The sequence below is a fragment of the Lysinibacillus sphaericus genome (assembly GCF_001629735.1).
GTDB classification, from domain to species: Bacteria; Bacillota; Bacilli; order Bacillales_A; family Planococcaceae; genus Lysinibacillus; species Lysinibacillus pinottii.
On sequence record NZ_CP015224.1, the window covers coordinates 2,010,644 to 2,025,462 of the forward strand.

At 41.4% G+C, this 14,819-nt stretch carries 16 protein-coding genes; all 16 read right to left on the bottom strand.

Going from position 1 to position 14,819, the window contains the following annotated elements:
- Nucleotides 1-102: 102 nt before the first annotated feature.
- On the bottom strand, nucleotides 103-1,035 hold the full coding sequence (gene rnz, locus A2J09_RS09780; RefSeq protein ID WP_031417506.1) for a ribonuclease Z: 933 nt from the start codon (nucleotides 1,033-1,035) through the stop codon (nucleotides 103-105).
- 98 nt (nucleotides 1,036-1,133) lie between these two features.
- Nucleotides 1,134-1,970, bottom strand: a complete 837-nt coding sequence (locus A2J09_RS09785) for a class I SAM-dependent methyltransferase (protein WP_012294984.1) — start codon at nucleotides 1,968-1,970, stop codon at nucleotides 1,134-1,136.
- Nucleotides 1,967-3,466 (bottom strand): cobyric acid synthase, encoded by a 1,500-nt coding sequence (locus tag A2J09_RS09790; RefSeq protein WP_012294985.1) that lies wholly within the window; start codon nucleotides 3,464-3,466, stop codon nucleotides 1,967-1,969. The genes A2J09_RS09785 and A2J09_RS09790 overlap by 4 nt, the downstream gene beginning before the upstream one ends.
- A 143-nt stretch (nucleotides 3,467-3,609) precedes the next feature.
- Nucleotides 3,610-4,146 carry a cob(I)yrinic acid a,c-diamide adenosyltransferase gene (locus A2J09_RS09795; protein WP_012294986.1) on the bottom strand — a complete coding sequence of 179 codons (537 nt, stop codon included), beginning with the start codon at nucleotides 4,144-4,146 and terminating at the stop codon, nucleotides 3,610-3,612.
- A 13-nt stretch (nucleotides 4,147-4,159) separates the two neighbouring features.
- Nucleotides 4,160-4,720 (bottom strand): nitroreductase family protein, encoded by a 561-nt coding sequence (locus A2J09_RS09800; RefSeq protein WP_012294987.1) that lies wholly within the window; start codon nucleotides 4,718-4,720, stop codon nucleotides 4,160-4,162.
- A gap of 33 nt (nucleotides 4,721-4,753) precedes the next feature.
- Nucleotides 4,754-5,521, bottom strand: coding sequence for a uroporphyrinogen-III C-methyltransferase (cobA, locus tag A2J09_RS09805; RefSeq protein ID WP_031417498.1), 768 nt, complete (start codon nucleotides 5,519-5,521; stop codon nucleotides 4,754-4,756).
- Entirely contained in the window at nucleotides 5,518-6,156 is a 639-nt protein-coding gene (locus A2J09_RS09810; protein ID WP_012294990.1) for a precorrin-2 dehydrogenase/sirohydrochlorin ferrochelatase family protein, read from the bottom strand. Before A2J09_RS09810 ends, cobA begins: the two co-directional genes overlap by 4 nt.
- Nucleotides 6,149-7,516, bottom strand: a complete 1,368-nt coding sequence (locus A2J09_RS09815; protein WP_012294991.1) for a cobyrinic acid a,c-diamide synthase CobB — start codon at nucleotides 7,514-7,516, stop codon at nucleotides 6,149-6,151. Before A2J09_RS09815 ends, A2J09_RS09810 begins: the two co-directional genes overlap by 8 nt.
- Before the next feature lie 11 nt (nucleotides 7,517-7,527).
- Complete coding sequence (locus tag A2J09_RS09820) at nucleotides 7,528-8,649, bottom strand: cobalt-precorrin 5A hydrolase (protein WP_012294992.1); 1,122 nt, start codon at nucleotides 8,647-8,649, stop codon at nucleotides 7,528-7,530.
- A complete protein-coding gene (gene cobM / locus A2J09_RS09825; RefSeq protein ID WP_012294993.1) occupies nucleotides 8,642-9,427 on the bottom strand; it encodes a precorrin-4 C(11)-methyltransferase in 786 nt (261 codons plus the stop codon). Before cobM ends, A2J09_RS09820 begins: the two co-directional genes overlap by 8 nt.
- Nucleotides 9,427-10,134 carry a precorrin-2 C(20)-methyltransferase gene (gene cobI / locus A2J09_RS09830; RefSeq protein WP_012294994.1) on the bottom strand — a complete coding sequence of 236 codons (708 nt, stop codon included), beginning with the start codon at nucleotides 10,132-10,134 and terminating at the stop codon, nucleotides 9,427-9,429. Before cobI ends, cobM begins: the two co-directional genes overlap by 1 nt.
- Nucleotides 10,127-11,347 carry a bifunctional cobalt-precorrin-7 (C(5))-methyltransferase/cobalt-precorrin-6B (C(15))-methyltransferase gene (locus tag A2J09_RS09835; RefSeq protein WP_036164072.1) on the bottom strand — a complete coding sequence of 407 codons (1,221 nt, stop codon included), beginning with the start codon at nucleotides 11,345-11,347 and terminating at the stop codon, nucleotides 10,127-10,129. The genes cobI and A2J09_RS09835 overlap by 8 nt, the downstream gene beginning before the upstream one ends.
- Nucleotides 11,304-12,437: a cobalt-precorrin-5B (C(1))-methyltransferase gene (locus A2J09_RS09840; protein WP_012294995.1), complete on the bottom strand. Its 1,134-nt coding sequence runs from the start codon at nucleotides 12,435-12,437 to the stop codon at nucleotides 11,304-11,306. The genes A2J09_RS09835 and A2J09_RS09840 overlap by 44 nt, the downstream gene beginning before the upstream one ends.
- Nucleotides 12,437-13,096 (bottom strand): precorrin-8X methylmutase, encoded by a 660-nt coding sequence (locus A2J09_RS09845; RefSeq protein WP_012294996.1) that lies wholly within the window; start codon nucleotides 13,094-13,096, stop codon nucleotides 12,437-12,439. Before A2J09_RS09845 ends, A2J09_RS09840 begins: the two co-directional genes overlap by 1 nt.
- 12 nt (nucleotides 13,097-13,108) lie before the next feature.
- Nucleotides 13,109-13,870 carry a precorrin-6A reductase gene (gene cobK, locus A2J09_RS09850; protein WP_031417486.1) on the bottom strand — a complete coding sequence of 254 codons (762 nt, stop codon included), beginning with the start codon at nucleotides 13,868-13,870 and terminating at the stop codon, nucleotides 13,109-13,111.
- Entirely contained in the window at nucleotides 13,867-14,808 is a 942-nt protein-coding gene (locus A2J09_RS09855; protein WP_036162043.1) for a sirohydrochlorin chelatase, read from the bottom strand. Before A2J09_RS09855 ends, cobK begins: the two co-directional genes overlap by 4 nt.
- Nucleotides 14,809-14,819 lie beyond the last annotated feature (11 nt).

A 14,819-nucleotide genomic window follows, 5' to 3' on the forward strand; every position in this document is an offset into this window, starting at 1 on the left:
GATCGTACTATATTTTTCCTTTTATATATACTATAAATGTATAGCTTGGTAAACAAAAAACATCTATTAATTGTCATTCTAATTAATAGATGTTTTCCAGAATTAAAGCAATGTATTGTTTTGCCAAGTATAAATAGCTTGATCGGCAGTTAGAAATGTTTGCGGGAAAGTTTCCTGAGCCTCTGCCAAAAATGGAGGTAAATCTTGTGGAAGAAAACGAGCACTTAAATGATTTAATAGTAAATATTGTGCTCCTGCTTGCTGTGCAACCTTGGCTGCCTCCACATTAGTTGCATGACCATAATTGGCTGCTAAATCCGTTGTTGTGCCGTCAAAGGTTGCTTCATGTACAATGATATCAGCGCCCATTGATAGCTGAACAGCCTCCTCACAATATTTCGTGTCGCCTAAAATAGTTAGTGTAAAGCCTTTTTTGGCTGATGCTACAACATCTTTCGCTTGAATGACATCACCATTTTCAAGTACGACATCATGCCCTCTTTTTAATTGTCCTAAAAGAGGACCCTTGGGAACACCTAAATCCTTGGCTTTTTCAATTAATAATTCACCAGGTAAATCCTTTTGTTCAATACGATATCCATAGCATGGAACAACATGACGCAATTCCTTCGCATAAACCGTAAAACAGGCATCCTCGTATACAATCCCTTCCTGAACCTCTACAAAGTGCAAGGGATATGTTAAATGAGTCTTTGATAAAGCAAAAGTTTGTTCAATCCATTGCTGTAAGCCGACTGGACCAAAAATCGTTAGAGGTTCATCTCCTCCTTGAAATGAACGAGAGCTTAAAAAGCCCGGCAATCCGAAAATATGATCACCATGAAGATGCGTTATAAAAATTTTGGATACCTTCCGGGGCTTTAGCGAGGTGTGTAAAATTTGATGTTGAGTCGCCTCTCCACAATCAAAAAGCCACATTTCGCTTATTTCGTCTAATAGCTTCACCATCAGGGCACTCGTATTTCGTTCTTTGGAAGGCATGCCTGCGCCTGTTCCTAAAAAATGTAGCTGCACAAATGCCACCTCAATTCATGTTTTATCGTTTTATTGTACCTTATTGAGTCTCATAAGAAAAACCTTTGGTAAAAGCTTTTATCCAAAGGTTTTGTCGTTTATTTTGGTTGCCAAGAAACAAGAGCTGCATGAAAATCATGACGATAGTAATAGCGTCCATCTTTTTCTTCAATAAAAGGCTCCAGAGATTCCTCAATATGTGCTTGTAGGACATCTGTATTTAATATTTTTTTACTTTGTGCCGTCACTAGCTGCTCATAGCTTTCATAAGTATATACGCGTTCTAAAGGGATGATTTGGCAATCAGCGTATATATCCATTTCGTACAGTAGATTTAAAAACTCAATATAATCTCTTCGAGGGAATTTAATTGTATAGCCATACTTTTCATATAGTCGTTCATAGTGTGGCTGAATAGGCCCTGTCGTCATCCCTATGATGGCACGTTTCGTCGCCAGTCGATTCATATGCCCTAAAGCAGCTTTAATTTCATACATACGGTAAAAACAATTCACGCCTAAGACGATATCATGGGGCTCTATATCATCTTTTTCTAAACGTTCCCATTTTGCATGTACATATGAAACGTGCTTCTGATGAGGCATGCACTGCTGTAAATACTGTAGCATACTTTCAGAGCTATCCACACATGTGAGCTTGTCTACTCTATCTGCTAAAGGAAACGTGTAATTGCCCCAGCCAGGACCAATTTCTAATACAGAATGTTGGGGGTCAATACTTTTTTGAAGCTCCTGAAAGATACGTGCAGCATATGGATCCGTTTGCCCCATATTTTTCCGTGCCACAGATTGAGCCCAAAATTGCTCCTCTAGCTGATCATTCACCATACGCTCAGGCATATGCCCTTGCCAGTCTTTCATACCTTCTTGCCATAATGCTTCAAAATTAATGGCTAATGGTCCTTTTCTTGTCATACAGATACCTCTATAGATAATAATTCATATATTTTTTTCATATCAAGATTTGCTCGTACATGACTAGCTAACATGTTATAGGCATCTTCTCTTCGTTCAGCATCACTTTTTACTTCACGTGGTAAAGCAGCTAAACCTTTTTTCATACGGATGTCATTGATAAGCTGACGAGTATAGGTACGATTATGAAATAAACCATGGAAATACGTACCAATTACCTGTTCGTCTTGACTAACAGCCCCATCTTCACGACCATCTTCAAGCAGTAAAAACGGTGTAACTTCTTCACGTAAAATTTTTGTTCGCCCTAGATGAATTTCATAGCCTGTCAAAGTATCCTGTCCTCTTGTGCCAGTCATTTGAACCGTTTTTTTATTGCCTACGAAAATAGTTTCCATCGGCAATAAGCCAAGACCATCAGCAGATTCACCATTTCCCTCCACTGCATCTGGATCTAATAGCGTCTCACCAAGCATTTGAAAACCACCACATATTCCAATAATTTTGGTGCCATGCTCCCTTAATCGGGCAATGGCTTGATCGAAGCCTTGAGCCTTTAACCAGGCTAAATCATCGATGGTACTTTTCGTTCCTGGGAGTATCAGCAAATCTGGCGTACCGAGTTCATGAACTTTTCCAATTAATCGAACTCCCACTTCAGGCTCATCAAAAAATGGATCAACATCTGTGAAGTTTGAAATACGGGGTAAACGAATCATCGCCACATCGACAGCAAATTCCCCTGGTTTTGGCTTTTTAAAGCGTAATGATGATAAAGCGAGCGAGTCCTCCGCTTCAATATTGACCTCTAAATAAGGCACAACACCTAGTACGGGAATGCCTGTTTCTTGCTCCACCCATGCCAAACCATCATCCAATAATTCACGCATGCCTCTAAATTTATTGATGATTAACCCTTTCACTCGTGCTCGCTCCGCTTCATCTAGCAATGCCAGTGTACCAACAATCGAGGCAAAAACCCCACCACGATCAATGTCGGCAACAAGGACAACCGCTGCATCTGCTAAATGAGCCATTCGCATATTAGCAATATCACGATCCTTTAAGTTAATCTCTGCTGGGCTTCCTGCCCCCTCTAAGACAATGACATCATATGTATTTTGAAGCGAACGAACTGATTTTTCCACAATGGGCATGGCTTCCTGTACAAAATTATTGCGATATGTTTTGGCATCCATATTTAAAAAATGCTTCCCGTGGACAATGACCTCAGACATCATATCTTGCTTTGGTTTCAGCAAAATAGGGTTCATATCAGTCGTCGCAACAACACGGGCAGCTTCAGCCTGTACTCCTTGTGCTCGACCAATTTCTCCGCCATCTTTTGTTACAAATGAATTAAGCGCCATATTTTGCGATTTAAAGGGGACAACTTTAAAGCCATCATCTGAAAATATACGACACAACGCCGTACAAATCATACTTTTTCCAACATCGGAAGCTGTTCCTTGAATCATGATTGATTTTGCTGGCATAATCAATTATCCTCCGTCATTATAGGTGTCACGCTGTTCCACGAGACACAGATATTTGCCTTTCTTTCGTTAGGTTTTCTCTCCTATCCATCATGCGTTACCTAGCTCAGGAGTAAATCCTCGACCCTAAAGGTAAAGGTATATTAAAATTCAAGCCCCTTCACAGCTGGAATACCTTCATCATAATAATGCTTAGTAGCATCAATCGTAGAAACTAAATCCGCCATTGCTAGCAACGCGGGGTTGGCACTGCGTCCAGTCACCACTAGATGCATGGTCGAAGGACGTTGCTGAATTGCTTCTATGACTTCTGCCAGTGGTAGAACATCATCAATTGGAAACTTACTTATAGCCAATGCATTATTTAGCTCATCTAGCACTAATAAATCAATGCTGTCATCTTGTAGAGCTGCCTTCGTTTTTTTCCAAGCCTTTGCTAAGGCTACACGATGCTCCTCAGGTGTTTTGGTCCAAGTGAAGCCAATACCCATTTGTTCCATTTCCACACCAAGCTTACGCAGGGCAATTTGCTCTCCATACGTACGCTCAGGTGATTTAATAAATTGCATATAGCGCACATTTAACCCACGACCGATCGCACGTAATGTAACACCTAGGGATGCTGTCGTTTTGCCCTTTCCTTCGCCTGTATACACTAAAAACAAGCCTTTTCTTGCCATGCTGTTAGCCTCCTTATAGCCAAGTTGTCTTTTCTTCAAATGGCGTACGCTTCTTGTCGGTGAACTCCTGCACTTGTGGGTAGCCAATAAAAATTGTCCCTACCACTTTCTGTGCTTCACTTGCACCGATAAACGAATGCATGCGTGAATCATGTACAAGACCAACACCACGTGTACGCCAAACAAAGCCAAGACCTAGCTCCTCTGCTGTTAACCACATTGACATAATGGCGCTACATACAGCAAAAACGTTGTCCTCTGTCGCATCGGTATCCCCTTCCACCACATCTGCTGTTACAACAATAGCGACGGGGGTTGTTTGTACAACCTTTAATGAGCTTTCCACTAAATTCGGCTTTGTCGGAAAGCGTTCTTGTAAATAAGCGCTTGCCATTTCCTCATAACGATCCATAGCTTCACCTTGAATGATGTAGAAATGCCAAGGCTCTCTCATTCTGTCATTAGGGGCAAATGTAGCAGCCTCTAAGATTTGCTCAATTTTCTCTTTTTCTACTGGTTGTGCTGTGTAATTTCGAATAGCTCGACGCTTTTTTAGTGCTTCGATGACTGTCATGTTGCTTCCTCCTTCTGCTCTCTTATGAGATGATTATGAAAAAGCAAGTCCCTGCTCTTCAAACCATTGTATTTTTTCACGTACATTGACGACATCGCCAACTACAATCATGGAAGGATTATGATACCCTTCACGTTCAATAATGTTCGCAATTTCATCTAGTTGCCCTGTTATCGTTCGTTGTTGAGCAGTTGTTCCCCATTCAATAACCGCTACTGGCGTTGTGGCTTTACGCCCATTCTCGATTAATTTTCGAGCTATATAGGCAATATTGCCAACGCTCATATAAAAAGCGACAGTATCAATGCCGGTTGCTAATGCTGGCCAATTCAAAAAATCCTGTCCTTTTTCTTCTCGGCCATGTCCAGTCACGAGGGCAAAGCTTGTGGCAAAGTCTCTATGTGTCACAGGAATCCCAGCATAAGCTGGAGCCGCAATACCTGCAGTTATACCCGGCACAATTTCATAGGAAATGCCATGATTTTTTAAGATTTCAGCCTCTTCTGCACCACGACCAAAGACGAATGGATCGCCACCTTTAAGACGTGTAACAATTTTGCCCTGCTGCGCCTTCTCCACAAGTAATGCATTAATTTCATCTTGAATTAGGTGGTGCTTTCCTGGTAATTTCCCACAATAAACGAGTTCCGCATCCTTTTTCGCGAAGTCTAGCAATGCTGGATTCACAAGACGGTCATATGCAATAATATCAGCCTTTTGAATACATTCCAGACCATAAACCGTAATGAGCTTTGGATCTCCAGGTCCTGCGCCAACGATATAAACTATTCCATCCTTCATTGCTTTGCTCCCATCAATAGTTGTTGTAAATAAGCTTCACGTCTATCCATCTCACCTTGACGTGTCCATTCTAGGATGTTTGGCTCTAGCAAGGCCTGTAATGCCTCACGTCTTTGTGGGCCTTTATCAAACTTGGCAACAATCATTAAACGAGCTTGCTGCAAAAAGCATACGTAATCTTCATAGGCATCATCAAATTGATCCTCTAAATCTGCTTTAATTTTTCGTGCTAGCCCAGGACTTGCTCCCGATGTCGAGACAGTTAACACTAAAGGACCACGACGAACTGTCGCGGGAGTAATAAAATCACTTTCACTTTGTCTATCTGTTCGATTCATTAATTGCCAATGCTGTGCCGCCTCTTGCACGGCTTCGTTAACAGTCGTCACATTTGTGGCAGCAATAATAAGGATTGCATCATCCAAATCACGTGGTTCAAACTCTTTTCGTTTCCAAGTAATTTGCCCCCACTCGACTAGTGGCTGTAAATCTTCATGTAAGGTCGGACTAACGATGACGATATTCGCCTTCGCTGGTAAAAGGGATGCCACCTTTTGTGTGGCTACGTGACCACCGCCTACGATTACAACTGTTTTATATTCTAGATTAATATGAATAGGAAAATAATTAGTCATCATTCTTCACCTTCTTGCAAGCTGTTAACCAATTGTCAACTAGCTTTGGGTTTGATACAAAATGAAAATGCGTATAACCAGCCACCAAATTCCCTACTTGATAGCCTTCTTGTTTTTTGCCAAAGCGACCAATCGTTTCGTAGGCCGGTGTGTGATGGGAGCCATTATATTTGGAATAGTGGAATTCATGTCCCTTTGCCTGTTCCTCTGAACCGATTAAGAAATTACCTGCTGTACCAAAAATTTCACGATAGCCAAGTGCTGCTAGCTTTGTTTGCATAGCTACCTCCCCTGGGATTACACCTATCATGTCATAACGCTCTCCATGGCTATCTGTAATAGCTTCTGTTAAATACATGAAGCCCCCACATTCAGCCAATGTCGGTAGACCTTTGTTTATGGCTGCACGTATAGATTGTTTGGCAATCGTATTTGCAGCAAGTGTCTGTGCAAACTCTTCAGGAAAGCCACCCCCTATATATAAGCCATTAGCCTCACTTGGTACTGGCTCATTGGCAAGTGGTGAGAAAAATTGTAATGTCGCACCTTTCGCCCGTAATAACGCCAAATTTTCTTCATAATAAAAATTAAATGCCGCATCTTTTGCTACAGCGAGACAAATATTTTGTGTAGGCTCCTCTGTAAATAATTTGCCTGATTCCTGAAGTACAGGGGCCTTAGTGATACGGAGTAATTGCTCTAAGTCAATGGTCTTGGCCATTAGTTCTCCTAGCTTGTCAAAAAATGAATGCAGCTCTCCTCTTTCAATAGCAGGGACTAGTCCTAAATGACGACTTGGAATATCAATCCCTTCCTCGCGCTTTAAGTAGCCGATTACAGGAATACCACATTCTTGTTCAATAGCAGCCTTAGCAATTTCATAATGACCCACACTACCCACCTGATTGGCTATCACACCAACGATATTTGGTTTATCTGATAATAATTGAAATCCTTTGACAACTGCCGCAACACTTCTAGCCATACTTGCACAATTAACGATTAAAATAACAGGACTCTCTGTCACTACACTGATATCTGCGGCAGAGCCAGCATCTGATAATGGACTTTTGCCATCATAAAAGCCCATCACCCCCTCAATAATAGATACATCCGCATCCTCACTAGCGCGTGCTACAATATCACATACTGCTTCATGCGAGAACATCCAACTATCAATATTGCGTGATATTCTACCTGTTACGGCCGTATGATAGGTTGGATCGATATAATCAGGTCCGCATTTAAAGCCCTGCACGACTTTCCCTTTATTTTGTAAAGCCTTCATCAGTCCAATGGTAAAAGTAGTTTTGCCTACCCCACTGCCTGTCCCGGCTAATACAAAGCGATTGGTTTGCATGGACTTCCTCCTTAAAATTGGTATCTAGCAACTGAAATCGTAGCATTACCTGATTTTTTCTTTTCTAAGATAAGTGATTTGGCCTGAGCATAACGCATTGCCGCAGGTTCACTGACACCGTATGCCCCTGTATATTTAAAGACTGTTTCCGAAGGTGATGGAAACTCAATTTCATTTAATTCTGATGGTGAATAGGTAACGAACTCCCAATCATATTTTTTTGTAATATCGAGGAAGCATTGCTCATCTTTCTTCAAATCAATTGTACAAAGTGCCTTCACACTTTTTTTCGAAAGATTAAGCTCTGCCAGGGTTTCATCAATGACTTGTTCAATCTCCTCAATAGATGTACCACGATTACAGCCCATGCCTAAGACAATTGATTTTGGTCGATAAATGACACCATTTTCAAGCAAAACTTCTTCTTCTCGTTCGATTATACGGTCCGTTATTAACAATGTTGCATGAGGCTTAGCCTCTATGGCCGTCTGTGTAGATGGATAAATTTTAATTTGCTCTGGCATTGGTGTATCACGCATCCACCAATCCCGTTCACCAGTTTCCTGTACAATAGCCACATGTTCCTCATTGACGACAGAAGCACTGACAGGCGTTAATTTATCGGCACTATCCCAAACCCAGCCAAAGCGTGCACCAAATAAATCGACAGGAATAGTCTTTTGCACATCGGAAGCTGTTGTAATAATAGGGTTGGCACCAAGAGCTGCCGCTACCTCATGCGTTAGTTCATTGGCACCTCCAAGATGTCCTGACAAGACACTTATTACGTTTTCGCCTCGATCATCAATAACTACAACACCTGGATCAGTCTTTTTATCCTTTAAAATGGGGGCAATCATTCGTACAACTGCTCCTAAAGAAATAATTAAAATCAAACCTTTGTATTGTTTAAATAGAGTCGGCAAAAGCAAACGCACTGTTCCGGTAAACAGTTGAATATGCTTTTCCTCCTCATCACCCTGTTCAAATTTACTCATATAATACAAATCACTTGCTGCAAACGTTTGTTGGAGTCGTCGTCCTATTTGAACACCGTGCTTTGTAATCGCTACAACAGCATATGGATTGCGCTGATCAACTTCTGGTAATATCCCCTCTTGTAACTCAATCACTTGTCTTCACACCTTTTCTAAAGCCGTGTGTAAAGGTTGCATCATATAATTTCGAGCGATATTGATCCTTATCATGAATATTAGGATCTAGCGCCCAGCCTGCTAGAATCATCGCATGCTTACGAATTCCATTCACACGCATCGCTTCATCTAATTCGATTAATGTTGTACGAACAATTTTTTGATCTGGCCAAGAAGCACGTTGAATAACTGCTACGGGTGTGTCATCAGCCCAACCAGCACTTTGAAGTTCTTTGACAATTTTCTTTGTGAGCGTCGCACTTAAGAATAGAGCAATTGTACAATGATGGCTTGCTAAATCACGTAATTTTTCAAATTCGGGTACAGGGGTACGCCCTTCAGCACGAGTTAAAATTAAAGTTTGTGTTAAATCAGGAATCGTTAGCTCAGCCCCAATTGCCGCTGCTGATGCAAAAACAGAGCTAACCCCTGGAATAACTTCGTAGCCAATGCCTTGCTTTTTTAAGAGTGCTACTTGTTCCATAATCGCTCCATACATAGCCGGATCACCTGTATGCATGCGAGCTACTATTTTCCCCGCATGGACCCGATCAGCCATCACAGCGACCATTTCCTCTAAATGCATCCCAGCTGTTCGAATAATTTCCGCATCTGGTCTAGCTTTCGCAATGAGATCTTCACTCACTAATGAATCTGTATACATCACTACATCTGCTGTCTGTAACATATGTAAGCCTTTTACTGTAATTAAATCTGGATCACCAGGACCAGCGCCGACTATATAGATTTTTTTCATTATTTACGCACCACCATTAATGTTAAATATTCTAAATCGACACCATCCAACTCGCGTACATCCCAAATGACTTCTTCGTCAGATGTTACCTTTGTCACAACAGATGCTTGATCCAGTAAATCTAAATCACGTAGTACCTGTAGCATTAAATCAATTACTTTTGCTACTTTAATAAAGACTACAGCATCATGACTTTCAATCGCTTCTCGCATTGCCGCATAATCATCATAGGCAGGAATGATCGCCACACGATCATCACCATCAGCTAATGCAATGCCCAGGCGAGAAGCGGAGCCATTAAATGAAGATATCCCCGGAACCGTACGAATTTCTACATCTGGATGCATGTCCTGCATTAACTTCATCATATGGATAAACGTACTATATAATAACGGATCACCTTCTGTAACGAAGGCCACATCCTTGCCCTCCTGTAATTTTTCATATACAAGCTCGACTGACTTTGTCCATTCACGCTCAAGGACAGCTTCATCCTTCGTCATAGGAAATACAAGACCAAGCATATCTTTTTCCTCTGGATTAATATAAACGTCTACAATACGATGGGCATAGCTCTTACTGCCTCTCAGCTTTTTGGGATAAGCAATAACAGGTGACTCTTGAATCACACGAAACGCCTTCACTGTAATTAATTCTGGATCGCCAGGACCAACGCCCAAGCCATATAAAACACCTAAATTAGTCATGATTTTCTTCCTTTCGATAAGCCGAAATAATATATATTGGATTTAATGGCACAAAGCGTGTCATATCTAAAATCGGTTTGCTACGCGCAAGCTGTGCCTGTAAAATATCAACCGCAAAATCACAAGCCTTAAACGCTTCCACTGCTTTATATAAATTTTCAATTGTCGCTGCATTTAAAACAATGCGACCATTTGGTTTTAAGCGGTTACAGCACAATTGTAGTAATTCGACCATTTCACCACCAGTCCCACCGATAAAAATGGCATCAGGGTCTGGGAAATGTTCGAGTCCCTCTGGAGCTTTACTATGAATGGCTGTTAGATCCACACGGAATTTTTGCTGATTGTGTAGACAGTTTTCTAAATCAGGTGCATTTTTTTCAACGGCGTATACTTGTCCCTCAGGTGCAAGCTTACCTGCTTCAATGGCCATAGATCCTGTACATGTGCCAATATCCCAAATAACACTATCCTTTTGAAGTTGCATCGCCTGTAAGCTTAAAACACGAATTTCCTTTTTGGTAATGAGTCCTTTATCTGGCTTTCGTTGAGAAAATTCTTCATCATCAATACCGAGCTTGTAGCGTTTTGGTTCAAAGGTTTGTTGTAAAATAACTACGTTGAGAGGGGAAAAATGTGTGGTCTCCATTTCATCTAACGAATACCAACCATATTTTTCACCTTCACCCTGTAGATTTTCGGCTACAAATGCTCGATATTCGGTCATTCCAAAATGCTTTAAATAACGTGCGAGCGCATTTGGGCTATTTTCAGCATCTGTTAATAGAGCTATTTTCTTGTTCCCATCGATGCGCTGTGCCAAGCCTTTCATAGGTCGTCCATGAATACTTGTGACATAAGCATCCTGCCAGCTTTCTCCCATTTTCGCGAAGGCTAGTTGTATGGAGCTCATGTATGGATAAACCTCCAAATCTAGCTTTTTCGCTAAATAGCCGCCAACGCCGTAAAATAATGGATCTCCTGATGCGAGAATAATCGTATCTCTTGTTTCCTCTGACAATCTCTCAACAAGTGCTGAAAGACCTCCTTTGATCTTGATTTTTTCCCCTGTAAAATGTGGAAAAAAATCAAGCACGCGCTCACCACCGACAAGTACCTCACAGTCTTCAATCCACTGGTGGTATTGTGGTAATAAGCTTGCTAATCCGTTATCCCCGATTCCAATTAATTTCATCGATCGATGCAATGTCATCAGCCCTTCCTAATAATTGTCCCTGCATCGAATAAATCGATGTGGAAAGCGTTAAACCGCCCTTTATATGATGAATGGAGGAATAGCAGCAGGCCTCACACAAACGATGGAAAAATGATTCATATCCTTTTTCCATCATAATTTCACCTACTTGCGACGCTGTGTTGGCCTCTCGTATTTCGGCTATTATGTCTGCATCTGCCCCTACATCTTCGGCAAGTTGTGCTAAAAAGTTAAAATCAATCGGAGCACTTTTGGAATGCACCATCATTACCCCTTGTGCCACCTTTGAAAATTTCCCCATCATCCCAACAAGGGACACTTGTTTAATACCGAGTCGCTTACAATGCTTTAAAGTAAAGCCAACAAAATCACCCATTTCCACAAAAGCTTCTTCAGGTAAATGGGGGTATTGTTTCATCGCAAATTTTTCACTGCGACCACCTGTTGTCACTACTAAATGCTCACAGCCAGCCTCTTTAGCGACGCTAATGGCCTGTACAATACTAGCCATATACGCAGAACTTGAAAAAGGCACGACGGTTCCCCTTGTGCCTAAAATAGAGATGCCTCCAAGTATACCAAGACGACCATTTAACGTTTTTTTTGCAATCTCCTCGCCCCTAGGTACGGAAATCACTACGTTAACCCCTCGCGTAATTTGAAATTCATCCAATACACCTTGAACAGTGCTGTGAATCATTTTCCGTGGGACAGGATTAATGGCCGCCTCTCCAACAGGCACTGGTAAGCCGGGCTTTGTGACACGCCCGACTCCAATCCCTCCATCTAAATGAATACCAGGTATCTCTGCCCAGCTCACAGTACCGACGATGAGTGCCTGATGTGTGGCATCTGGGTCATCACCAGCATCTTTAATCGTTTCACAGCTGACGGCATTGTTTTCAAATAGGCATTTTTCAATAGTAAAGGTCGCATCCCTACCTATTGGCAAATGAATCGTGCTTGTTTCTTGCTCTTCATTTGTAATAAGGGCAAGTAAAGCTGCCTTTGTTACTGCAGTTGCACAGGCTCCTGTTGTATAACCGTGACGCATGTCCTTAGGATCCTTTTTTGGCTTCCGCTCCATTATTTTTTCGCCTGTTCATCCGCTAAAAGTGAAATGGCATTTAATGCGGCAACCGTCACTGTACTACCGCCTTTACGACCAACATTTGTAATGTACGGGATACCTTCAAGTTTTAGCAGCTCCTCTTTCGATTCAGCCGCAGACACGAAACCTACAGGCATACCAATAATTAAATCTGGTTTTGCTAAGCCTTCCTTAATTAAACGAATCAATTCTAGTAATGCAGTTGGGGCATTACCAATAGCATAAATACCGCCTTCATGTAATTTTGAGGCTTTTTGCATCGATATAATGGCACGCGTTGTATTTTGCTTTTTCGCTTCTACAGATACATCCTCATCCGCAATATAGCAATGTAAATCGCCACCATGTTTTTGGAAACGTTTTTTACCAGAACCACTTTCAATCATTTGCACATCCGCAATTACATGACGCCCTGCCAGAATAGACTTAACACCTGCTTCAAGTGCTCCTGGTGTAATAATAACGCTACGACCTAGCTCAAAGTCAGCAGATGCATGGATAATACGGCGCACAACCTTCCATTCATCCTCTGAAAAGTTATGCTCCCCCATTTCTTCTGCGATAATTGAGAAACTGTAATCGTAAATTTTATCTGGGTCTACTGTTAATGGTTTGAAATCAGTTTTAAAATCCATTGTTATTGCCTCCTAAAGTGTATGTTTTACAGCCTGTAACACTTCTTCAAAAGTGGAATATTGTTGGCCATATTTAATATTGGGTCTTGCAATAAGAATTGTTTCTATAGAACAGGCAAGGGCTGCCTCTAGCTTCTCGTCTACCGAGCCCACTTTGCCGCTTTCTTTAGTGATCATTAAGGTCACTCCATATTGACGGAATAATGCTTCATTTAATTCCTTTGAAAATGGGCCTTGAATGGCTACAATATCTCGCTGTGCGACACCGAGCGCCTCACATTTTTCCATATTGTCAAGTCGTGGGAGCATACGAGCAATGACTCTTGTGTTTTCTAAGCCTTGTAAAACTTTCGTAAATGTAGCAAGCGTTTTACTGCCTGTTGTCAGCATAATGACACCACGCTTTTCAGCTGCTAACTGAGCCGCCTCTTCATAATCCTTTACAACTGTAATAAGTGGGTGAGCATAATGCTCATGGGCACGTTCATAGCGGATATATGGTACTTGCGCTTTTTCAGCTGCTGCCATAGCATTTTTCGATGCCTCTTCAGCAAATGGATGAGAGGCATCTACGACCAATTGAAAGCCTTGTTCCATTATAATAGTCGCCATTTCTTCCGCTGTTAGTCTCCCTATTAAGGAAGGCAAGCCAACGTCAGCAAGACTAGAGGCTGCCGATTCCGTCACAACAGTGGCAGTTACAGCATGACCTGTACTTTGCAATTCAAGGCCCAGATTTCTTGCATCACTCGTCCCTGCTAACATGAAAATCATTTAACGGGCTCCTTTTCATGATGATGATGGTCATGGTCATGGTGGTGGTCATGCCCATGATCGTGATCATGATGGTGATGATGATGGTCATGTCCATGATCGTGATCATGATGGTGATGATGATGTGCATGTCCATGAATAGCAGCGTAAGCACGATAATCTTCAAGATCTTGCATACCTGTAGATGTACCATTCATCGCTTGCTCAATACGCTCTAATAAAACATTTTGTAAACGTTCGTGGTAGCCAAAGTAGTTGGCAATTTGAATTTCACATGCAGGAAATTGCTCATTGAATTTCTCACACATAACATGCATACGCTCCATTAAAATACCAGTGAATAAAAAGTAAGGAAGCATGATTATTTTCTTAGCACCTAGTTTGACGCAGCGTTCAATGCCTTCTTCAACACGTGGGTCCGTTACACCCATAAAGGCACTTTCTACGTATTTAACAGGTAGTTTTTCCCATAGCAATCGTGTGATTTTATAAAAGTCCCCATTTGCATAAGGATCACTGCCACCTCGAGCAATTAATAAAACGGCTGTATCTTCCTGTTCTTGTTCTGTATTAAATCCAATTTCAACTAAACGATCTTGTAATATCGCAAATATTTCTTCATGAATGCCAATTGTTTGACCATATGTGAATGTGATATTCGGATAATGCTCACGGGCATGCTCGATTTCTGCCGGGATATGTAGCTTGGAATGACCTGCATGAAGTAATATAATCGGGATTACATGTACCTCTGTAGCACCCTTTTTCACACAATTTGTAATACCTTCTTCAATGTTAGGAGAAGCAAATTCTAGGAAACATGTTTCTACTAGATATTGTTCATCAATGCGAGATGTCATTTGCTCGATAAATGTACGTACCTCATCATTTCCTGCTGCTAAACGGCTACCATGGCCAACAAATAATATAGCTTTCATCTCTTTTCTCC